The sequence below is a fragment of the Kroppenstedtia guangzhouensis genome, from assembly GCF_014637345.1.
GTDB classification, from domain to species: Bacteria; Bacillota; Bacilli; order Thermoactinomycetales; family DSM-45169; genus Kroppenstedtia; species Kroppenstedtia guangzhouensis.
Window position 1 is genome coordinate 67,845 of sequence record NZ_BMEX01000010.1, and the last position, 20,496, is coordinate 88,340.

Below are 20,496 nucleotides of genomic sequence, written 5' to 3' on the forward strand. Positions count from 1 at the left end.
CCGGCAGACGATGATGAAGATGTTTTGGCCGTCGGGAACGGAGTACCCCGATGAGGGGACGGCCGGATTTAGAGACGGATGAGGTGTTTAAGCGTGTTCAAGGATCTGTTTCGCAAACAGAAACGATATGCGACCATCCCTTCGGAGCAGGCCAAGAAAGAAATTCCTGAGGGAATCATGAAGAAATGTCCCAACTGCGGACATATCATGATTGCTAAAGAGCTGGAAAAGAACTTGAAGGTTTGTGGAAACTGTGACCATCATTACTCACTGTCCGCTCCGGAGAGGATTCAAATGATCGTGGATGAAGGCCATTTTTTCGAATATGATACCGAACTGATTTCCGACGATCCTCTCTCCTTTCCTCATTATGCCAAAAAATTGGAGGCGGACCGGGAGAAGACTCAACTGAATGAGGCGGTGGTTACCGGAGAAGGTACGATCGGCGGGTATCCCTCCGTCATCGGTGTGATGGATTCCCGATTTCGCATGGGGAGTATGGGTTCCGTCGTAGGAGAGAAGATCGCCCGTGCCGCTGATCGGGCCGCCGCCAAGGGATATCCTTTTATCCTTTTTTCTGCATCAGGTGGAGCTCGAATGCAGGAAGGGGTCCTTTCCTTGATGCAGATGGCCAAAACGAGCGCTGCATTGGAACGGATGCATAGGGCACGGGTTTTGTTCGTCTCTGTCCTCACCAATCCCACCACCGGGGGTGTCTCTGCCAGCTTTTCTTCTCTGGGGGATATCAACCTGGCAGAACCCCGCGCCCTGATCGGGTTTGCAGGACGCCGGGTGATTGAACAGACCGTTCGCCAAAAGTTGCCCGAAGACTTCCAGACTTCGGAGTTTCTTTTGAAACACGGGCAACTGGATCAGGTGGTTCACCGTGCAAAGTTGCGGGAAACACTCATCCGGATCCTGGATTTCCACAGTGGGAGGGATCATGGTGGGTACAACTAATGGACAACTCCCCTTTGAAAAGCCCTTGGTGGAACTGAGGGAGAAAATCAGGGAATTACAGAAGTTCACCCAGGAGAAATCGATTGATCTCTCCGATGAAATCAAGACCTTGGAAGAGAAAGCCCGCCGCTTGGAAGAGGAGATCTATGGAAATCTGACTACCTGGCAAAAGGTGCAGATTGCCCGTCACGCTTCACGGCCGACGACATCCGATTATATTCGTCACATCTTCACCGATTTTATGGAGCTTCACGGCGACCGGCTCTATGGGGATGATCCTGCGATTATCGGGGGGATCGCCAAGCTGGATGGCCGGCCGGTGACTGTGATCGGTCATGAACGGGGCAAAGACACCAAAGATAAGATCTCCCGCAATTTTGGACTTCCCCATCCTGAAGGCTACCGCAAAGCCCTTCGTTTGATGCAACAAGCGGACAAATTCGGGCGGCCCATTATCTGCTTTGTGGACACCCAGGGAGCTCATCCCGGGGTGGAGGCGGAAGAGCGGGGACAAAGTGAAGCGATTGCAAGAAATCTCAGGGAGATGGCAGGCTTCCGTGTTCCCATCGTCTGCATTGTCACTGGGGAGGGTGGCAGTGGCGGAGCCTTGGCCATCAGCGTGGGCAACCGGTTGCTGATGCTGGAGCATGCATATTATTCCGTGATCTCACCTGAAGGAGCGGCAGCAATTCTGTGGCGGGATGCCGCCAAAGCACAGGAAGCGGCGGAGGCTCTCAAAATCACAGCTCAGGATCTGGAAAAAATGGGCATTGTCGAAAGGGTGATCCCCGAACCCAAGGGAGGCGCCCATAAAGATTCTGCCGGCCAAGCCAGAGAAATTAAAGAAGCGTTGTTGGAATCCTTGCATCCCTTGCTCGAAATGGACGGGGATCAGCTGATTCTTGACCGGCACCGGAAATTCGAGAAAATCGGTGTATACGGTACCGTGGATTGATGTGTTTAACCACGGTTTCTCTTTTGTCCCGCTGGGACTTTTATTGTCCCGTAGGGGTGGGAGAAGAATCGAAAAAGAGGTGAACTTGGGATGAAACGCATCGCGGTTCTGACCAGCGGAGGGGACTCCCCGGGAATGAATGCAGCCATCCGTGCCGTTGTCCGCAAAGGTCACCATCACGGGTTGGAAGTGTTGGGGGTCAAGCGCGGTTACGCCGGCTTGATTCAAGGGGATTTTCAACCGATGAATCTGGGTTCTGTCGGGGATATTATTCACCGGGGAGGTACGATCCTGCACACTGCCCGAAGTGAAGAGTTCAAAACCGCTGAGGGACAGTCCAAAGCCGTGGAGAACTTGAGAAAACAAAGGGTGGAAGGCTTGGTGGTGATCGGTGGGGACGGGAGCTTCCGGGGAGCTCGCCAATTGGCCTCCAAGAATTTGGCAACGGTGGGAGTCCCAGGAACCATCGACAACGATATTCCGGGGACGGATTTCACCATCGGTTTTGATACGGCTATCAATACAGTGATCCAATGCATCGACCGGATCCGGGACACTGCCACCTCCCATGAGCGGACCTATGTGGTGGAAGTGATGGGTCGCAATGCGGGGGATATCGCTGTATGGGCTGGGTTGGCTGACGGAGCTGAATCGATCCTTATCCCGGAGGCCGAGCATAATCTGGATGAGATTGTGGAGCGTTTGGAACGGGGGAACCGGCGTGGCAAACGGCACAGCATCATTATCGTCGCCGAGGGAGTCGGCAGTGGGGTGGAGATCGGGCGTCGAATCAAGGAGAAGACTGGAGCCGAAACCCGTGTCACCGTCCTGGGTCATATTCAGCGGGGGGGTTCCCCGACGGCTTCCGACCGTGTCCTGGCGAGCAGGATGGGAGCTAAAGCGGTGGATCTCCTGTTGGAAGGGATGAGCGATCATATGGTGGTGGTTCAAAATAACCGGGTGACGGGACTCGCCTTTCAAGAGGCTTTTGCCATGAAGCACAAGCCGGATATGTCCATTTACGAATTGGCCGGCATTTTGGCTATATAGAAAGGGAGGCTTTGGATGCGAAGGACGAAGATCGTATGTACCATCGGACCAGCCAGTGAACAACCGGAAACACTTAAAAAACTGGTTCAGGCCGGAATGAATGTGGCCCGGCTCAACTTTTCCCACGGGAATCATGGGGAACACCTTCGCCGGATTGAGCGGATTCGCCAGGTGGAGCAGGAACTGGGCCAAACCGTCGCCATTCTCCTCGATACGAAAGGACCGGAGATTCGAACCGGAGTTCTCAGAGAAGAGCAAGTGGAACTGAAGACAGGGGGGGAAATAATCCTGACCACCGAGGAGGTGGAAGGGGATGCTTCCCGGGTGTCTGTCTCCTACAAGGGATTGGCGGATGATGTTCATCCCGGTTCCACGATTTTGGTGGATGACGGTTTGATCAGCTTGCGGGTGGAGAAAGTGGAAGGAACCGAAATTCACTGCCGCATTGAGAACGGGGGACTGCTCAAAGATCGGAAAGGGGTGAACCTTCCGGGGGTCTCCCTTCATTTACCGGGAATCACTGAGAAGGATGCGGAAGATATCCGGTTTGGGATCCGGCACGGTGTGGATTTCATCGCAGCTTCCTTTGTCCGCAAACCCAAGGATGTGCTGGAGATCAGAGAGATTCTGGAAGCCCATGACGCTGATATCCATATTATCTCCAAGATCGAAAACGAAGAAGGGGTCAAGAATCTGGATGCCATCCTGAACGTTTCCGACGGGATCATGGTGGCCAGGGGAGACCTGGGAGTGGAAATACCTGCGGAAGAAGTTCCGGTGTTGCAAAAAGAGATGATTCGCAAATGCAATCACCAAGGAAAGCCGGTGATCACAGCTACTCAAATGCTTGATTCCATGCAGCGCAATCCCCGCCCCACCCGGGCCGAAGCCAGTGATGTGGCCAACGCCATTTTTGACGGGACAGATGCGGTCATGCTTTCCGGAGAGACCGCTAGTGGCAAGTATCCGGTGGAATCGGTGGAGACGATGGCAAGTATCTCCTCCAGGGCGGAGGAGTCCCTCCAATATGCGGATCTGTTCCAGGAGCGGATCCGGGCACTTGAGGTGAGCATACCGGATTCCATCAGCCAAGCTGTGGTACATACAGCCGGCATCCTGAAATCATCGGCGATAATCACATCCACGGAAAGCGGGAAAACCGCCCGGATGGTTTCCAAATACCGTCCCCGGGCCCCGATCGTGGCTGTAACCCGGCATGAGAAGGTGATGCGACATTTGGCTTTGGTCTGGGGGATTGTCTCCGTCAAAGGGGAAAAGGTGGAAACCACCGATGAGATGTTGGGTACGTCGATCCAATCCGCGATTCGATCCGGCTATGTCCGCCACGGGGACCTGGTGGTGATCACTGCCGGAGTTCCCGTGGCCAAATCCGGTACCACCAATCTGATGAAAGTCCATGTGATTGGTGATATCCTGGCCAAAGGGCAAGGGATCGGTAAAAAAGTGCTGACCGGTGAAGTGGTTTCCGGTGTGACTGCCGGCGAGTTACGCTCCAAGATGAAAGACGGTGCAATTTTGGTCACCCGGGCCACAGATAAGGATATGATGGACTCCTTTAAGCGGGCGGCCGCCGTGATTGTGGAACAGGGTGGGCTCACCTCCCATGCGGCAGTGGTGGGTCTTAATCTGGGAATTCCGGTGGTGGTGGGAGTATCAGGTGCCACCGAGTTGTTTGAAGATGGGATGGAAATCACTGTGGATGCAGAGCGGGGGCATATCTATTCCGGTCGGGCCAATGTCCTCTAACCCAAAAAGCGCTGGAATTTCCAGCGCTTTTTGGGTTAGAGGACAATGACGGTAATCGGTTTGAATGGAGGATGGCGATTCAGATTGTACGCAGACGGGGATAAATCCACCAACGAAGTTTTTTGCGCCGCTTCTTGCGCCGCCGCAGTTTCACTTCAGACCCTCCTTTCCAAGGTCGAACCGTTTTACGTTTCTTGATCAGTTTGTCTATAATTATTTTATATAGAACCAACCGGTTTGGCTATTTACATTATGTATGCACCATTCAGGTTTTATGTAACGATCCGCGAAATCGGAGGTGTAACGGAAACGTAATGAAACCCATTCGTTATCAAAGCCAATTTCGTGTACGATATCAGGAGACGGATCAGATGGGAGTGGCTCATCACAGCAATTACGCGGTCTGGTTTGAAGTTGGCCGAACCGACTTGATCCGGAAAGTGGGTCTTTCTTACAGTGAATTGGAAAGCAGAGGGTTTCTGTTGCCAGTCGTCGATCTTCACTGCCGGTTTCTCTCCCCTGCAAGATATGATGAAACTTTATGTATATGGACTTGGGTCGGGGAGATGAGGGGGCCGAAGATCACATTTTGTTACGAAGTGCGCCGGGCGTCTGAAGATACCTTGCTGGCCCGGGGAGAGACCATCCATTTCTGGACGGATCGGAATCTGAAGAGGTTGAATCTGGAGAGGAAGGAGCCCCGTCTGTTCCAGTTACTGTCCGAACGCATTTTTTCCCGCCAAACGGAGGAATGACCTGTGCCTGTGTTTCGTATCCTGATTCTGTTAATCCTTCTCGTGCCTGCCGTGGAAATTTGGGGATTGATCACCGCAGGCAAGGTGATCGGGGCAACCCCGACCGTACTTTTGGTCATCGCCACCGGTGTGGCCGGCGGGTATCTGGCCCGCAAGCAGGGCCTTCAGACTTTGCACCTGGCTCGGCTCCAACTCTCCCGGGGAGAATTGCCGGGAGATGCCCTTTTGGAAGGCGTCTGTATCTTGGCAGGGGGATTCTTGCTCCTCACTCCCGGATTTTTCACAGATGTTCTGGGAGCTCTTCTCTTGCTTCCCTATACCCGGGGAATGGCCAAGTTGTTGCTCAAACGGAAGTTGTTTCAATATATCGATGAGGGGCGGATCCATTGGTATATCCGGCGTTAGAATGGGGGATGGGTTCACCCCACTACTTCTGAGGTGATTTTTATCACAGTACATGTAGTGATCCTGCGGCCATGTGGCCGCATTTTTTTGTCACTGAAGGTCTTCGATATGAGGAAGTTCACCACGAGGTTCGAATTAGGAGGGTTTTGATTACTTTGAGTTGGATATTGAAACAAGCCTTCGATCTCTCTGTCTGAAGATAATATGGGTTAGATTCCGGCTAATAATCCTGTGACAATATTAAAAATTGAATAGGAGTTTTTTGCGACAAAGAGAATACTATATAAGGGTAAACTTTGTATTCCACAAGCAATTTATAAGAACGAATTTACGGGAGTGAGTTTCTTGATAGAGATGTTACTGAGGAAACTGTTCGTATCCATTGTAGCCAGTTTACTTACTTTGGTCGGTTATCACCTTATCAGTGAGGCGAATTTGGGAATCTTGTCACTGGTCTTTTTAGTATTCTTTTTTTACGGGTCTGTTGTTTCTGTGATCGCGGAAAAAATAACTCATGGAAGGTCTTTGACATATCTCATCATTCACCTTTTGGGAGGGATTTTATTACCTTTTTTATACGTTTGGATAGATGCAACTGATTTATCTGCCTTAAGATTTGAAGACTACAGCAAGGCAGTATTTCTTGGCTTCAAATGCTCATTTCTATTTTGGGCTATTGACATAATAGTAGGAAAGGTATATCGTGGGATTAAGACTAAAAAAAGGGGTTGAACATTGTGAAAAGGAAATTTTGGTTTGCCTCGGTGTTTTTTCTGGTGGGAACAATTATTTGCGTTCCTTATGCTTTATCTGCAAGCTCTGGTGACATTAGAGATGTATCAGTAACAACTACCAGTAAATCTATCGAAATTAATTGGAATAGTCACAGTGAGTATTTTGAATTGTATTCAAAGATAGATAATACATATAAAAAAATATGGTCAGGAAAAGATCGAACCTATAAACTGAATTCCTTGAATCCTGATCATAAATATAAATTGAAGTTAGTAGCCAAAGGTTCTAATGGTGAGAAGTTGGACAATGTTGTGATTAATACCTCTACAAATAAAACCAAAAGGCAGATTAATGAAAGAATATCTATGTTAACCCCAACTGTAGTAATGAAAGATGAAAGTGTAACTAAGCAGATTTTTTACCCGATGGTAAATAGTAAATTAGACTCTTTTGTGAAAAAAAATGAGGTTAAACTTTCATGGTCTAACCTCCCAGATGACGATCAAATATATGAAGTTTATCGGGATGGTAAGCTATTGAAAAAAGTAAAAGGGAATTCTTTTACTGACACTTCGGTTATGGAAAATAACATCTATTCCTACAAAGTTGTGGGTTTGAAAAAAATCCCTGATGCTGAGGTGGAAAAAAAGAAAAAATGGTTAAAAGAAAAGGGGATAAAATTAAATAAAAGTCAAGAAAAAAATTTGTATTATGAAGAAAAAAGCTTAGGATCTGTTCTGCAAACATCGGATGAAACAACAATAGATGTTTCGAGAGAAGATAAGAAACAGGTTACCTTACAAGGAGATGATTTCAGGGATTATCCTACTGGGTATGGCTTCACAATGAGATATACAACGTTCATCCCACTTGAGTATGCTGTCAATCCACAATGTGATTGGGTAGGCTATTGCAAATTCCATTATTTCGAAGGTGACAATAGAGGGTTTGATGTTTGGTCTGATAGATTCCGAACCCGGTCAGATGTTTATATTACATGGGATTTTGATACAAATAACCCTAATGATGTAAAACTTAACCCTTCAATTGGAACAACGGTTGGTCTTGATGAAAACAAGAATCCTGTAGAAACTGGTAAAGCTGATGAATCAGATATTGAATTGTCCAGAGTCACAAATACAGGGGATTCAATTACACATTGGATCAAGTTGGAATCAAGTAACCCTTTAGTAGTTGGTGCTCCTGCAATCGATGCTGAATATGGTGCACAAGTATATAAAAATGGTACGGGACATGTTGAAGGTACTCATGACAAAGCCCCTTCACATGAGTTTTATATAGCACCGTATGCGTCAGATGGTGGCTGGAGAACAATTTTAAATGATGAGCATGAAGGGTTTGAATATTTACTTCCGATTATGCCCAACGCTGAATTTAGCATTGACCTGGAATGAAAAATTTTAACATAACAGCCCCTGAGAAGAATGCAACATAGTACAGGGAGTAGTCTTCTGGATATGATCACCGCCGTCAGGCGGCTTTTTTTTATTTATCGGTGAAGCGCTGCTTCGTCCCATGGATGATATAGGTCCATAGGTCGCGGAACACGCCGGCGCGATGCAGGGCGAGCAGGAAAACCGTGATCACCGGTCCCAAGATGAGGCCGAACACCCCGAACAATTTCAAACCGATAAAGAGAGCCACCAGTGTCAGAAGCGGACTGATACCAATATTGGTGGCCACCAATTTCGGCTCCAACATTTGGCGGACAACCAGGATTATCACATATAAGATAGCGATTCCCAAACCGAAGCGAAAATCGCCGGCCAGCATCAGGTAAGCAGCCCAAGGTACCATCACTGTTCCCACTCCGAGGTAAGGCAGAAGATCGACAGCACCGGTGATGATAGCGAGGATGAGAGCATATTCCACCCCCAGCAAACTGAGCCCGATCCAGACGATGACACCGGTGATGCTGATCAATGTCAACTGGGCACGTACGAACCCGAACAGGGCTTTCTTGAGGTCCCGGATGACCAAGCTGCCGGTTTTGCTGACCCGGCGCGGGATCAACGAGAGGAGTCTTTCTCTGAGGCGGGGCCAATCGATGCCGATGAAGAAGGCGGCCAGAATAATGAAGACGAGAACCGTTGCATAATAAGGGAGATTCCCCAGAAAAGATCCGATCCCGGCAAGGATATCCGTGATAAACTGGGTGCCTTTGTCGGTAACAACCCCCAGATTTTCCCGGATGCTGGTCAGGATTTCCGAACTTTGCTGGGGATTGTTCTCCATGTAATTCTGTATGTTGTGGATCATCTCAATCAGTTCGCTGTTTTCCCGAATGAAAGTATCCAACACGTACTGGTTCACCTGATTGAAAAACTGAGGAAGATACTCGGCCAAATTTGTCAATTCCATGACAATCCGGGAGGCGAGGTAGATGAGCAGGCTGAGTGTCCCGCCTACCACCACAATCAAGGTCAGGGTGACTCCGGCCCACCGGGGGAAACGGGCCCGGACTTCCAGCCAACGAACCGCCGGTTCCACTGTCATGGCTATGAGCCAACCGATCAGAAACGGATATGTAAGCGGGAAGGCCAGTACACTTAAGTAATATGCGGAGACCGTCACCGCGGCGACCAACAATGTGCGCAAAAGAATGCCTGACACCGCTTCGCGGTTCAAACCAATCCCCTCCAGTGATTGACTTATATGTATCCATATTACCCCCTGGGAACGGGGAGTAAGCGATATTCACAATGAATACTATATTATAACAAGTGGATGGGCAGATCCTTTGCTCCGCCCTGCCAGGCTTTTATCATGTTTTATGCAGGTGGACTGTGATGATAACGTTTTTTTTTTATGGTAAACTGTAAGAGGCGTATCAGGGCACCAAGGGCAGAAAACCATTTGGGGACATGAACCGGTCGGACCGAACAGATCGGGCGGTTCTTTGTTTTTTCATGGGAAAAGCGCTGGAGTTTCGCCTGTTGTTCACGATAAAATTTGGAATTCCCTTGCCTCTGTGCGGGTGGGTTCGGCCTTATGAAGTGCCCGAAGCACCATTTTCAGAAAAGGAGCGAAAAGCCATGTCGGTAGCGAAAGGGTTGGAGGGCGTCGTAGCCCTCACATCCGGGATCAGCTCAATCGTGGACGGTGTATTGACCTACCGCGGGATTAACATCGATGACTTGGCGGAAAAAGCCAAGTTCGAAGAAGTGATGTTCCTGCTATGGAAGGGACATTTGCCCAATCAAGAGGAGTTGAATAACCTCAAGAAGCAGTTGGGAGAACAGGCGGCTTTGCCAGAAGCGGTTTTGCAACAATTGAAAGCATATCCGAATGAGACCCATCCCATGGCGGCCTTGCGGACGGCCGTATCCGCTCTCGGCATGTATGACCCTGATGCTGATGACAACAGTCGGGAAGCCAATGAGCGGAAAGCGATCAGTCTGGCAGCGAAGATGCCGACGATCGTGGCGGCCCTTTTCCGCATCGGCAAAGGCTTGGAACCGGTGGCACCCGATCCGTCTTACGGCTATGCCGAAAACTTCGTGTACATGCTCCACGGAAAAAAGCCGGAAGTAACGGCGGTCGAGGCGATTGACAAGGCACTCATTCTGCACGCAGACCATGAATTGAATGCCTCCACCTTTGCAGCCCGGGTGACCACAGCCACCCTCTCCGACATGTATTCCGCCATCACTTCGGCAATCGGAACCTTGAAAGGTCCGCTTCATGGCGGCGCAAATGAACGGGTGATGGCTATGTTGGAGGAGATCGGCTCTCTCGAGCAGGTGGAAAAAGTGATCACGGCCAAACTGGATAACAAGGAGAAGATTATGGGCTTTGGTCACCGGGTATACAAAGATGGGGACCCCCGGGCTAAGCATCTGCGGGAGATGTCCCGGCAGTTGAGCGAGATAGCCGGTGACAAAAAATGGTACGAAATGTCCGTGAAAATCGAGGAGCTTGTGGTGAGCAAAAAAGGGCTGAAACCCAACGTGGATTTCTATTCCGCTTCCACCTATCATTACCTGGGCATCCCCCGGAAGCTGTTTACCCCGATCTTTGCCATCAGCCGTGTTTCCGGCTGGACCGCCCATGTGCTGGAGCAGTATGCGGACAACCGTCTGATTCGTCCCCGCGCCGAGTATACGGGGCCGGTCCATCAGTCTTACATCCCTGTGGAAAACAGATAAAGGGTTTCAGACCCATCATAGCAGGAAAAGGAGTGTTTGTATGGCACGGTACGAGGCTCCACAAACCGGAGAAAAGATCACTCTCGAAAACGGGGAACTCCGTGTTCCGGATCGTCCGATCATTCCCTTCATCGAAGGAGACGGCACCGGCCCGGACATTTGGGCGGCAGCCCGGCGTGTTCTGGACGCGGCGGTGGAAAAAGCATACGGTTCCAAACGGAAAATCGAATGGTTTGAGATTTATGCAGGTGAGAAGGCATACAATCGATTTGGTGAGTGGTTGCCGCAAGAGACATTGAAGGTGATCGAAGATTACTACGTCGCTATCAAAGGTCCCTTGACCACTCCGGTAGGCGGCGGCATCCGTTCCCTCAATGTGGCCTTGCGCCAGGAGCTGGACTTGTTCGTCTGTCTGCGGCCGGTCCGCTATTTCAACGGTGTACCGTCTCCGGTGAAAAAGCCGGAACAGGTGGACATGGTGATTTTCCGGGAAAACTCCGAGGATATTTATGCCGGGATCGAATGGGAGGCCGAGTCCGAGGAAGCCCAAAAAGTGATCCGGTTCTTCCGCGAAGAGATGGGGGTCAAAAAGATTCGCTTCCCGGAAACCTCCGGGATCGGCATTAAACCCGTCTCCCGCGAAGGGACAGAGCGCTTGGTACGGGCCGCGATTCAATATGCCCTGGATCATGGTCGCAAGAGTGTCACCCTTGTTCATAAGGGAAATATCATGAAGTTCACCGAGGGAGCATTTAAGAACTGGGGTTATGAATTGGCAGAACGGGAATTCAGCGATCAGGTATTCACTTGGGCTCAGTATGACCGGATCAAGGAAGAGCAAGGTCTGGATGCGGCCAACCGGGCACAGTCCGAGGCGGAAGCCGCCGGCAAACTGATAGTGAAGGATTCCATTGCCGATGCTTTCCTGCAACAGATCCTGACCCGTCCGGCGGAATACGATGTGATCGCCACTTTGAATCTGAACGGGGATTACATCTCCGACGCCCTGGCGGCACAAGTGGGGGGAATCGGGATCGCACCCGGAGCCAATATCAATTTTGAATCGGGTCATGCCATCTTTGAAGCGACCCATGGTACAGCACCCAAATATGCCGGAATGGACAAAGTCAATCCTGGCTCCGTCATTCTCTCCGGGGTCCTGATGCTGGAACATTTGGGTTGGCAGGAAGCGGCGGACCGGATCTATCGTGCCATGGACCAGACGATCACCCAGAAAACCGTCACCTATGATTTCGCCCGACTGATGAAGGACGCGACGGAAGTGAAGTGTTCGGAGTTTGCCACCAAACTGATCGAGAACTTATAAAGACTCTGAAACGGAGGTAGTGTCATGACCATCCGCAGAAGCAAAATTTCCGTCATCGGCAGTGGGTTCACCGGGGCGACGACTGCTCTGATGTTGGCCCAGAAAGAGCTTGGGGATGTGGTGTTGGTGGATATCCCTGGTGCGGAGGGGCCGACGAAAGGAAAAGCGCTGGATATGCTGGAATCCACTCCAGTGCAAGGAGTGGATGCCCGGATCACCGGTACTGCCGACTATTCCGAAACCCAGGATTCAGATCTGGTCATCATTACCGCCGGAATTGCCCGCAAACCGGGAATGAGCCGTGACGACCTGGTCAGTACCAACGCCAAGGTGATGCGTTCGGTCACTGAGCAGGTGGTGAAATATTCGCCGAACTGCATCATCCTCGTGTTGACCAATCCGGTGGACGCCATGACTTATGAAGTGTACCGCACCTCCGGTTTTCCGAAAAACCGGGTGATCGGACAATCTGGTGTTTTGGATACTGCCCGTTTCCGCACTTTTATCGCCCAAGAACTGAATGTCTCCGTGGAAGATGTGACCGGCTTCGTGTTGGGAGGTCACGGGGATGACATGGTTCCCTTGGTGCGATACTCTTATGCAGGCGGCGTTCCCCTTGACAAATGGCTGCCCAAGGATCGGCTGGATGCCATTGTGGAACGGACTCGCAAAGGTGGCGGCGAAATCGTCGGTCTTCTCGGCAACGGAAGCGCATACTATGCTCCGGCCGCCTCTCTCGTTCAAATGGCGGAGGCCATTCTCAAGGACAAACGGCGGATCCTGCCGGCCATCGCTTATCTTGAGGGCGAATACGGCTATCAAGACATGTATCTGGGCGTTCCGGTGATTCTCGGTGCCAACGGCCTGGAAAAAATTATCGAACTGGATCTGACCGAGGAAGAAAAACAAGCGCTGGATCGGTCGGCCGAATCCGTACGGAAAGTGATGAAGGTACTTGACTGAACACTGCATGGTGCCCGGGTTTCTCTCCCGGGCTTTTTCTTATGGCCTGGGGTGATTGCATTTTTGATCCGGGATCTTTACTCATGTGGTGGATTGTGTACTATGGTCTTGAATGGAGCAAAGGCGGTGAGAGAGAATAATCGAAGCCCCTACTCTTTTGCAGACTGTCCGAATATGGGAGAATCGATGAAGCGGAGGCTGGACGATGAGCAGAAAAGTACTGGTGGTTGATGATGAACCCTCGATCGTCAAATTGGTTCAATTCAACCTGGAAAAGGAAGGGTTTGTAGTGGAGGTGGCCTCTGACGGGCAGACAGCCCTGGAGAAGGTGAAAGAGGCCCAACCTGACTTGATCGTGCTCGATCTGATGCTTCCCAAAGTGGATGGACTGGAAGTTTGCAAGCAGATCCGCAAGGAAAACGGCCATCTTCCGATTCTGATGTTGACTGCCAAGAACGAAGAATTTGACAAAGTGCTGGGGCTGGAACTGGGGGCCGATGATTACATGACCAAGCCTTTCAGCCCCCGGGAACTGGTGGCACGGGTGAAAGCGATCCTCCGCCGTATGGAAGCTTTGCGGGAACAGGGAATCCCCGGAGATCCAACATTCCTGAAGGTGGGGGATCTGGAAATTGACACCGAAGGGTATGAAGTGAGGAAAAAAGGAGATCCCGTGGATCTGACCCCCAAGGAATTTGAGTTGCTCATCCATCTGGCGGGTCACCGTGGAAAGGTGTTGTCGAGGGATCAGCTGTTGAACGCGGTTTGGGATTATGATTTTATCGGGGATACGCGGATTGTGGATGTCCATGTGAGTCATTTGAGGGAGAAAGTGGAGGAGGACTCGCGTAACCCGATCTATATCAAAACGGTGCGCGGGATCGGATACAAATTTGAGGGACCGAAGGAGTCATGAGATCTCTCCGCAATCGCCTGACGGCCATGTTCCTCTTCATCATCGGGATCTCGGTGCTGGGTACCGGGATTTTTGTGGCGCTGCTTCTGAAGGCATCCACCATCGATTCATTAAAGGAACGTCTGGAAAAGGAAGGGCGGTTGTTGGTGGAGTCGGTGAATCGGGAGGAGTTTTGGCGGGACCCCTCCCTGCTTCAACAACAGGCAGATCGATTCGGTGACTCCCTGGATGTCAGAGTGACACTGATCGATAAGAAGGGGGAGGTGGTGGGGGATTCAGCTGAATCGTCCCGGAGATTGGGCAATATGAAAAATCATCCGGAAGTGGCCCGTGCCCTCAGCCCGGAATCCCAGGTGAAGGTCCGAAGTATCAGGGAGGATACACGTCTTGATATGTTCATCCCTGTGGTTGAAGGAAAGGAACAGGGGAAAGCCTTGGGGGTTGTTCGGTTGTCGATGGAACTGGAAATCATCGATCAACGCCTCAGCCAGGTCTGGGTTTCACTCGCGGGTGGTCTGCTTTTCTCCTTTGCGCTGGCTTCCATGATCAGTTCCCGGGTTGCCCGCAACATCACACAACCCATCGAAGAGATGACTCAGGTGGCAGTCGATATCGCCCGAAATAAACTGCATCGTCGGATTCCTGTGAACAACCGGGATGAGATCGGCCGCCTCGCCACCGCTATTAACCGTATGGCTGCCGGGTTGCGGTATCAGCTGGAGACCATTCGCAAAAGTGAACGTCGGCTAACCGGAGTGATCGAGACGATGGACAGCGGTCTGATCATGGTGGATTCAAAGAGGAAAATCACGCTGGCCAATCAGGCATTCCATCGTTTTTTTAACCTGAAGCCACGACAACTGCTGAATAAATCCCTCCCTGAAGGGGCGATTTTTCACGATCTCAACCGATTGATCAGTAAATGTCTGGAATCCGGCGAAAGAGTCCGGGAAGAGATTCACCTCTATTTTCCCGAGGAGCGGATCATGGAGGCCCGTCTGACTCCCATCTGGGAGGAAAGGGGGGGGACAGGGGTGATGGCGGTGATCCATGAGATTACGGCCATCCGAAGATTGGAGAAGATGAGGACCGAATTTGTCGCCAATGTCTCACATGAGCTGAAAACCCCGGTTACCTCCCTGAGAGGATTTGCGGAAACGTTGTTGGACGGGGCGGCAGAGGATCCCGACATGCGAAAGGAGTTTTTGGAGATTATCCAAACGGAGAGTCTCCGGTTGGAACGATTGATCACGGATCTCTTGGACTTGTCCAAAATCGAATCCCGCAACATGCCTCTGGACATCCAATCCATCGACATCGGCGAGCTGCTCCGATCCACGGCAAAAACGGTGGAGGAACAGATGCGGAAGCAGGAACTCTCCTTCCGGGTGAAGACGGAAGAGGAGTTTCTCGTTCAGGTAGATCCGGACCGTTTTTCACAGATCCTGCTCAATCTATTATCCAATGCCATGGCCTACACTCCCGTCGGGGGAGAGGTAATCCTGTCGGCAGGAAGAGGAGAAGCTCACTGGTGGATCCGGGTGTCGGATACGGGCATCGGGATTCCCGAGAAGGATTTGCCGCGGATCTTTGAGCGTTTTTACCGGGTGGACAAAGCCCGTTCCCGGGAATCGGGGGGAACCGGCCTGGGCCTGGCGATTGTCAAACACCTGGTGGAAGCTCACCGGGGGGAGATTCAAGTGACGAGCCGGGTGGGGATAGGAACGGAAATCACGTTGACCTTTCCCCGCTAGGCTTTTTTTATACCCCTCTTTACGAAAGCTTAACAATCCATTCAAACCGTAATAAAAGTCACTCCTTATAGTGGACAGTGGATAAGGAATTGGATAAATCACATTTCAACATCTCTGGGGGGCTGTGAGGTTATGTTGAAGAAAAGTTTGCAAGTTGCAGGGGTTTTGATACTCTCACTTTCACTGGTTGTCGGCTGCTCGTCAAACAATCCGAACGCCAGTGATGGAAAAGAGGACGGAGGTCTGTCGGGAACCATTAAGATCGATGGTTCCAGCACCGTGTATCCTGTTTCCCAAGCGGTTGCCGAGGAATTTATGAAAAAGAACCCCGGGGTGAACGTGACCGTTTCCCAATCCGGGACCGGTGGTGGATTTGAAAAATGGGCCAAGAAGGAAACGGATCTCTCCGACGCTTCCCGGCCGATCAAAGACGAAGAAAAGAAAGCCGCCGAAGATGCCGGGCTGGAGCCGATCGAACTGCCGGTGGCCTATGATGGGATTACGGTGGTTGTGAATAAAGAGAACGATTTTGTTGATACGCTGACCATTGATCAGCTGAAAAAGATCTGGGAACCGAAAAGCAAGGTGAAGACCTGGAGAGATGTCAACCCGGAATGGCCGGATCAACCGATCAAGCTGTATGGTCCGGGAACTTCCTCGGGAACTTTCGATTACTTCACCGATGAAATCGTCGGCGAAGAAGGAAAAAGCCGCACCGACTTCACCCAGTCCGAAGACGACAACACCTTGGTCCAAGGAGTGGCCGGTGACAAAAATGCTCTCGGGTACTTTGGTTTTGCCTACTATGTGGAAAACAAAGATAAGTTGAAAGCTGTCAAGATCGATGCCGGCAAGGGTGCGGTGGAGCCGACCAATGAAAACATCCAAAGCGGAAAATACGCGCCGCTGTCCCGTCCGATCTTCGTCTACGCCAGTAAGCAAGCTTTGGACAAAGATCACATCAAACAGTTCCTGGAGTTCTATATGACTGAAGGAAAAGAGTTTGTCCCGGAAGTCGGTTACATCAAGCTGACGGATGATAAATACGAAGAGAATCTGAAAACCATCGGGGTCAAGTGACAGAGAAAAGGTAACCCCAACGGATGTGTGGCTTGTTCCGGTTTCGGGGCTTTGCCACACTTTCCCGTGTCTGGAAAAGGAGTGTCAAGTTATGAAATCTGCAGCTGGATCGGTGGGGATGAACCGCTTTCGCAAGAAGAGAACATGGCGGAATACTTGGGAAGGAATGATACCCAAACTTCTTCTTCTCTGTGCCCTGATCTCCATCCTGACCACTCTCGGGATTGTGTTCACCCTGATTGTGGAGACTGCGAGTTTCTTTCAGGATGTGCCCTTTGTCCAGTTTATCACCGGGACGGAGTGGACGGCTCTCTTCCACGGTAGTCAACAACAATTCGGCGTGTTACCGTTGATTACCGGAACATTGTTGGTGACCATGGGCGCGGCGATGGTGGCGATCCCCATCGGACTGGCTTCGGCCATCTACCTGAGTGAATATGCACCGGACGGGCTTCGCCGGGTGTTAAAACCCATTCTGGAGATCCTGGCGGGGATTCCAACTGTGGTGTACGGCTTTTTCGCCTTCACATTTGTCACGCCTCTCTTGCGGAATTTCTTGCCGGAGATGGGTGTGTTCAACGCACTCAGCGCCAGTATTGTGGTCGGAATCATGATTATTCCCATGATCGCCTCCCTGAGTGAAGACGCTATGAGTTCCGTTCCCAGGGGTATACGTGAAGCCGCCTATGCCATGGGGTCCACCAAGTTGGAGGTATCGTTGAAAGTAGTGGTCCCCGCCGCTCTGTCAGGAATTATCGCTTCCTTTGTATTGGGCCTTTCCCGTGCCATCGGTGAAACCATGATCGTCACTCTTGCTGCCGGAGCGACGCCGAAGATGACTTTTGACCCCACTGAATCCATCCAGACGATGACGGCGTACATGGTCCAAGCGGCGATGGGAGATATCAGCTTCGGCAGCACAGTGTATAAATCGATTTACGCGGTGGGGATGACCCTGTTTGTATTCACGCTGGTCATGAACCTGCTGGCCCAGTATATCTCCCGTCGGTTTAAGGAGGAGTACTGATGAGCGCAGAAGAAGTGTTGATCCATCAAAACAAGCGGCCAAAGGCCCCTGCTTTGCTAACTGATCATGACGGGGACCGGCGGATTGGAACCCGGAAAATGTTGAATCAAATCGCTCACGGCCTGTTCCTGTTGGCCACTCTGGTGGGTGTGGTAGTTTTGGCAGTTCTGCTCCTGGATATTTTCAAAATGGGTTGGAAGTGGCTGAACTTGGATTTTCTGAACAGTTTCGCTTCCCGTTTTCCCGCACAATCCGGGATTAAAGCTCCCCTGTGGGGTTCCCTGTGGCTGATTGCGGTGACGGCGCCCCTCACCTTTATCTTCGGGGTGGGGACAGCTATTTACCTGGAAGAGTATGCCAAGAAAAACTGGTTCAGTCGGTTGATTCAGTTAAATATCAGCAATTTGGCAGGCGTTCCCTCCATCGTCTTCGGAATACTGGGTCTCACTCTGTTTGTCCGTCAGATGAAACTGGGCCAAAGCGTACTGGCCGGGGCTCTGACCATGACCCTGCTGATTCTGCCCATTGTGATTGTGGCTGCACGGGAAGCCATTTCCAGCGTACCCTCTTCCCTGCGGCAGGCATCCCTGGCGATGGGGGCCACCCGCTGGCAGACGATATACAAGGTGGTGCTTCCTTACTCGATGCCAGGGATCCTGACTGGGACCATTCTCGCCCTCTCCCGAGCCATCGGTGAAACAGCACCCCTGATCATGGTCGGGGCGGTCACCTTTATCTATTTCACACCTGGGAATGTCTTTGATGCTTTCACTGTGTTGCCGATTCAAATCTACACTTGGACCGGGATGCCAAAGGCGGAGTTTCAGAATTTGGCGGGGGCCGGAATTATCGTGTTGTTGGCAATCCTGCTCACCATGAACGCGCTGGCGATCATCCTGAGGAACAAATATCAACGGAGAAACGGCTAAGGGGGAAACCATCCATGGCAGAACAAGCTGTGCTGACCCAACCGGCGATCCAGGTGGAGAATCTGGACCTGTTCTATGGAGAAAAGCAAGCCCTGTACGGTGTTTCCATGGATGTGCAGGAAAATACCGTGACGGCACTGATCGGTCCATCAGGTTGCGGGAAATCCACGTACCTGCGAACCTTGAACCGGATGAACGAGTTGATCCCGGGAGTCGGGATCCAAGGGAGCATCCGTCTGTACGGACAGGATATTTACGATAAAAATATCGATGTGGAGATGCTTCGCAAACAGGTGGGAATGGTCTTTCAGGCCCCCAATCCCTTCCCGAAGAGCATCTATGATAACATCGCTTATGGTCCGCGAATTCACGGGATAAAAAACAAGAAAACCTTGGATGAAATTGTGGAGAAAAGTCTGCGTCAGGCTGCCTTGTGGGATGAGGTGAAAGACCGGCTCAAAGATCGCGCCACCGGGCTGTCCGGCGGTCAGCAGCAGCGGCTGTGCATCGCCCGGGCCCTGGCAGTGGAACCGGAGATTGTCCTGATGGACGAACCCACTTCCGCTCTGGATCCGATCTCCACAGCCAAAATCGAGGAATTGCTGCAGGAACTGAAGGGGAGATACACCATTGTTATCGTCACCCACAACATGCAGCAGGCGGCCCGGGTATCCGACAAGACCGCTTTCTTCCTGAACGGGGAACTGATCGAATACGACGATACCGAAAGTCTGTTCTCCAACCCTGGCAACAAGAAGACCGAGGATTACATCACCGGCCGATTCGGTTGAGAAAAGGAGGATGGCCGTGATTCGACAATTTGACACTTCACTGGAGGAAGTGAAGCACCTCCTCCTCGACATGGGAGAGAAACTGGAGATCGCCATCGACAAGTCCGTCAAATCCCTCTCCCGGATGGATGTGAACCTCGCCCGGGAAGTGCTGGAGAGCGATCCAGCCATCGATGGACTGGAGGATCAGGTGGACAAAAAAGTGGCCACTCTGATCGCCACCCAGCAGCCGGTGGCCAAGGACCTGCGCAAGTTGGTCGCTGCTCTCAAGATCGCCTCAGACATGGAGCGAATGGCGGACCTTGCCTGCAATATCGCCGAAGTGACCCTTCATTTTGCCAAGGACGATCTGAAACTGTTCAAAGAGCTGGAAGACATCCCGAAGATGGCCCACATCATCCAGACCATGGTGCACGACGGGATCAACAGCTATATCGACGCCAATGTAGATATGGCCAAAGCGATGGCGGAAGCCGACGACCGGGTGGACCGGATGTATGAAGGGATTGTCAAAGAACTCTTGGAGGATATGATCCAGCTACAAGACCACACCGAGGCTGCCCTCCGCCTCAGCTTCGTGGCCCGCTACCTGGAACGCATCGCCGACCATGCCACCAACATCGCCGAAAGCATCGTCTACATCGAAACGGGAAAACGGGAAGATTTGAATTAAAGAAACCGGGTAGCCCGATGGGGCTGCCCGGTTGATTTGTGGTGGGGATTCCCGCTTTCATTTCAGTTGGTGAACCAGGAAATAGGTGCTGGGAAACAAAACTGGCCTTTCACTTCCCTCATTTCGACCTCTTTTAGGCTATGTCCCAAAAATCGTGGAAATTGAAAGTGGCGGTCTCCTAAACCGTTTGGTATAACGGTGGTGGACAAACCAAGAAGGAGAAACCGCCACTATGAAAAG

At 51.3% G+C, this 20,496-nt stretch carries 18 protein-coding genes; 17 read left to right on the plus strand and 1 reads right to left on the minus strand.

Features of this window, described 5'->3' with window-relative positions:
- Positions 1–93 precede the first annotated feature (93 nt).
- From accD to IEV46_RS12855, 7 genes are all read left to right on the plus strand, one after another.
- The gene (gene accD / locus IEV46_RS12825) at positions 94–960 is read left to right on the plus strand and encodes an acetyl-CoA carboxylase, carboxyltransferase subunit beta (RefSeq protein WP_188432945.1); all 867 of its coding nucleotides are present in this window, start codon (positions 94–96) and stop codon (positions 958–960) included.
- Positions 944–1,915: an acetyl-CoA carboxylase carboxyltransferase subunit alpha gene (locus IEV46_RS12830; protein WP_188432946.1), complete on the plus strand. Its 972-nt coding sequence runs from the start codon at positions 944–946 to the stop codon at positions 1,913–1,915. The genes accD and IEV46_RS12830 overlap by 17 nt, the downstream gene beginning before the upstream one ends.
- Before the next feature lie 90 nt (positions 1,916–2,005).
- Positions 2,006–2,965, plus strand: coding sequence for a 6-phosphofructokinase (gene pfkA, locus IEV46_RS12835; protein WP_188432947.1), 960 nt, complete (start codon positions 2,006–2,008; stop codon positions 2,963–2,965).
- Positions 2,966–2,980: 15 nt separating this feature from the next.
- Positions 2,981–4,732, plus strand: a complete 1,752-nt coding sequence (pyk, locus tag IEV46_RS12840; protein WP_188432948.1) for a pyruvate kinase — start codon at positions 2,981–2,983, stop codon at positions 4,730–4,732.
- A gap of 314 nt (positions 4,733–5,046) precedes the next feature.
- Entirely contained in the window at positions 5,047–5,487 is a 441-nt protein-coding gene (locus tag IEV46_RS12845; protein ID WP_188432949.1) for an acyl-CoA thioesterase, read from the plus strand.
- A gap of 3 nt (positions 5,488–5,490) precedes the next feature.
- Complete coding sequence (locus IEV46_RS12850) at positions 5,491–5,892, plus strand: FxsA family protein (protein WP_308420308.1); 402 nt, start codon at positions 5,491–5,493, stop codon at positions 5,890–5,892.
- 737 nt (positions 5,893–6,629) lie between these two features.
- Entirely contained in the window at positions 6,630–8,042 is a 1,413-nt protein-coding gene (locus IEV46_RS12855; protein WP_188432950.1) for a DUF3238 domain-containing protein, read from the plus strand.
- A 91-nt stretch (positions 8,043–8,133) separates the two neighbouring features.
- On the opposite strand, the gene ytvI is transcribed toward IEV46_RS12855, so the two are convergent.
- On the minus strand, positions 8,134–9,276 hold the full coding sequence (ytvI, locus tag IEV46_RS12860) for a sporulation integral membrane protein YtvI (RefSeq protein WP_188432951.1): 1,143 nt from the start codon (positions 9,274–9,276) through the stop codon (positions 8,134–8,136).
- 407 nt (positions 9,277–9,683) lie between these two features.
- Between ytvI and citZ the strand changes: the two genes are divergently transcribed.
- The 10 genes from citZ to phoU all read left to right on the plus strand — a co-directional run bounded on the left by citZ (position 9,684) and on the right by phoU (position 20,256).
- A complete protein-coding gene (citZ, locus tag IEV46_RS12865; RefSeq protein WP_188432952.1) occupies positions 9,684–10,796 on the plus strand; it encodes a citrate synthase in 1,113 nt (370 codons plus the stop codon).
- 40 nt (positions 10,797–10,836) lie between these two features.
- Positions 10,837–12,123 carry an NADP-dependent isocitrate dehydrogenase gene (gene icd / locus IEV46_RS12870; RefSeq protein WP_188432953.1) on the plus strand — a complete coding sequence of 429 codons (1,287 nt, stop codon included), beginning with the start codon at positions 10,837–10,839 and terminating at the stop codon, positions 12,121–12,123.
- Positions 12,124–12,147: 24 nt separating this feature from the next.
- Positions 12,148–13,086, plus strand: coding sequence for a malate dehydrogenase (mdh, locus tag IEV46_RS12875; RefSeq protein WP_188432954.1), 939 nt, complete (start codon positions 12,148–12,150; stop codon positions 13,084–13,086).
- A gap of 205 nt (positions 13,087–13,291) precedes the next feature.
- The gene (locus tag IEV46_RS12880; protein WP_188432955.1) at positions 13,292–14,002 is read left to right on the plus strand and encodes a response regulator; all 711 of its coding nucleotides are present in this window, start codon (positions 13,292–13,294) and stop codon (positions 14,000–14,002) included.
- Positions 13,999–15,756, plus strand: a complete 1,758-nt coding sequence (gene pnpS, locus IEV46_RS12885; RefSeq protein WP_188432956.1) for a two-component system histidine kinase PnpS — start codon at positions 13,999–14,001, stop codon at positions 15,754–15,756. Before IEV46_RS12880 ends, pnpS begins: the two co-directional genes overlap by 4 nt.
- 132 nt (positions 15,757–15,888) lie before the next feature.
- Positions 15,889–16,836, plus strand: a complete 948-nt coding sequence (locus IEV46_RS12890; protein WP_188432957.1) for a PstS family phosphate ABC transporter substrate-binding protein — start codon at positions 15,889–15,891, stop codon at positions 16,834–16,836.
- A 91-nt stretch (positions 16,837–16,927) separates the two neighbouring features.
- The gene (gene pstC, locus IEV46_RS12895; RefSeq protein ID WP_188432958.1) at positions 16,928–17,863 is read left to right on the plus strand and encodes a phosphate ABC transporter permease subunit PstC; all 936 of its coding nucleotides are present in this window, start codon (positions 16,928–16,930) and stop codon (positions 17,861–17,863) included.
- Positions 17,863–18,792, plus strand: a complete 930-nt coding sequence (gene pstA, locus IEV46_RS12900; protein WP_373284613.1) for a phosphate ABC transporter permease PstA — start codon at positions 17,863–17,865, stop codon at positions 18,790–18,792. The genes pstC and pstA overlap by 1 nt, the downstream gene beginning before the upstream one ends.
- A 14-nt stretch (positions 18,793–18,806) precedes the next feature.
- Positions 18,807–19,583 (plus strand): phosphate ABC transporter ATP-binding protein PstB, encoded by a 777-nt coding sequence (gene pstB / locus IEV46_RS12905; protein ID WP_188432959.1) that lies wholly within the window; start codon positions 18,807–18,809, stop codon positions 19,581–19,583.
- 10 nt (positions 19,584–19,593) lie between these two features.
- On the plus strand, positions 19,594–20,256 hold the full coding sequence (gene phoU, locus IEV46_RS12910; protein WP_229736097.1) for a phosphate signaling complex protein PhoU: 663 nt from the start codon (positions 19,594–19,596) through the stop codon (positions 20,254–20,256).
- Positions 20,257–20,496: the final 240 nt, after the last annotated feature.

Excerpts from the sequence above, each read along its gene's own strand:
- pstB (WP_188432959.1), top strand. The coding sequence starts at position 18,807 with ATGGCAGAACAAGCTGTGCTGACCCAACCGGCGATCCAGGTGGAGAAT.
- IEV46_RS12880 (WP_188432955.1), top strand. The coding sequence starts at position 13,292 with ATGAGCAGAAAAGTACTGGTGGTTGATGATGAACCCTCGATCGTCAAA.
- IEV46_RS12830 (WP_188432946.1), top strand. The coding sequence starts at position 944 with ATGGTGGGTACAACTAATGGACAACTCCCCTTTGAAAAGCCCTTGGTG.
- icd (WP_188432953.1), top strand. The coding sequence starts at position 10,837 with ATGGCACGGTACGAGGCTCCACAAACCGGAGAAAAGATCACTCTCGAA.
- IEV46_RS12890 (WP_188432957.1), top strand. The coding sequence starts at position 15,889 with ATGTTGAAGAAAAGTTTGCAAGTTGCAGGGGTTTTGATACTCTCACTT.
- pstC (WP_188432958.1), top strand. The coding sequence starts at position 16,928 with ATGAAATCTGCAGCTGGATCGGTGGGGATGAACCGCTTTCGCAAGAAG.
- citZ (WP_188432952.1), top strand. The coding sequence starts at position 9,684 with ATGTCGGTAGCGAAAGGGTTGGAGGGCGTCGTAGCCCTCACATCCGGG.
- phoU (WP_229736097.1), top strand. The coding sequence starts at position 19,594 with ATGGCCGTGATTCGACAATTTGACACTTCACTGGAGGAAGTGAAGCAC.
- pstA (WP_373284613.1), top strand. The coding sequence starts at position 17,863 with ATGAGCGCAGAAGAAGTGTTGATCCATCAAAACAAGCGGCCAAAGGCC.
- mdh (WP_188432954.1), top strand. The coding sequence starts at position 12,148 with ATGACCATCCGCAGAAGCAAAATTTCCGTCATCGGCAGTGGGTTCACC.
- pnpS (WP_188432956.1), top strand. The coding sequence starts at position 13,999 with ATGAGATCTCTCCGCAATCGCCTGACGGCCATGTTCCTCTTCATCATC.
- pyk (WP_188432948.1), top strand. The coding sequence starts at position 2,981 with ATGCGAAGGACGAAGATCGTATGTACCATCGGACCAGCCAGTGAACAA.
- pfkA (WP_188432947.1), top strand. The coding sequence starts at position 2,006 with ATGAAACGCATCGCGGTTCTGACCAGCGGAGGGGACTCCCCGGGAATG.
- IEV46_RS12845 (WP_188432949.1), top strand. The coding sequence starts at position 5,047 with ATGAAACCCATTCGTTATCAAAGCCAATTTCGTGTACGATATCAGGAG.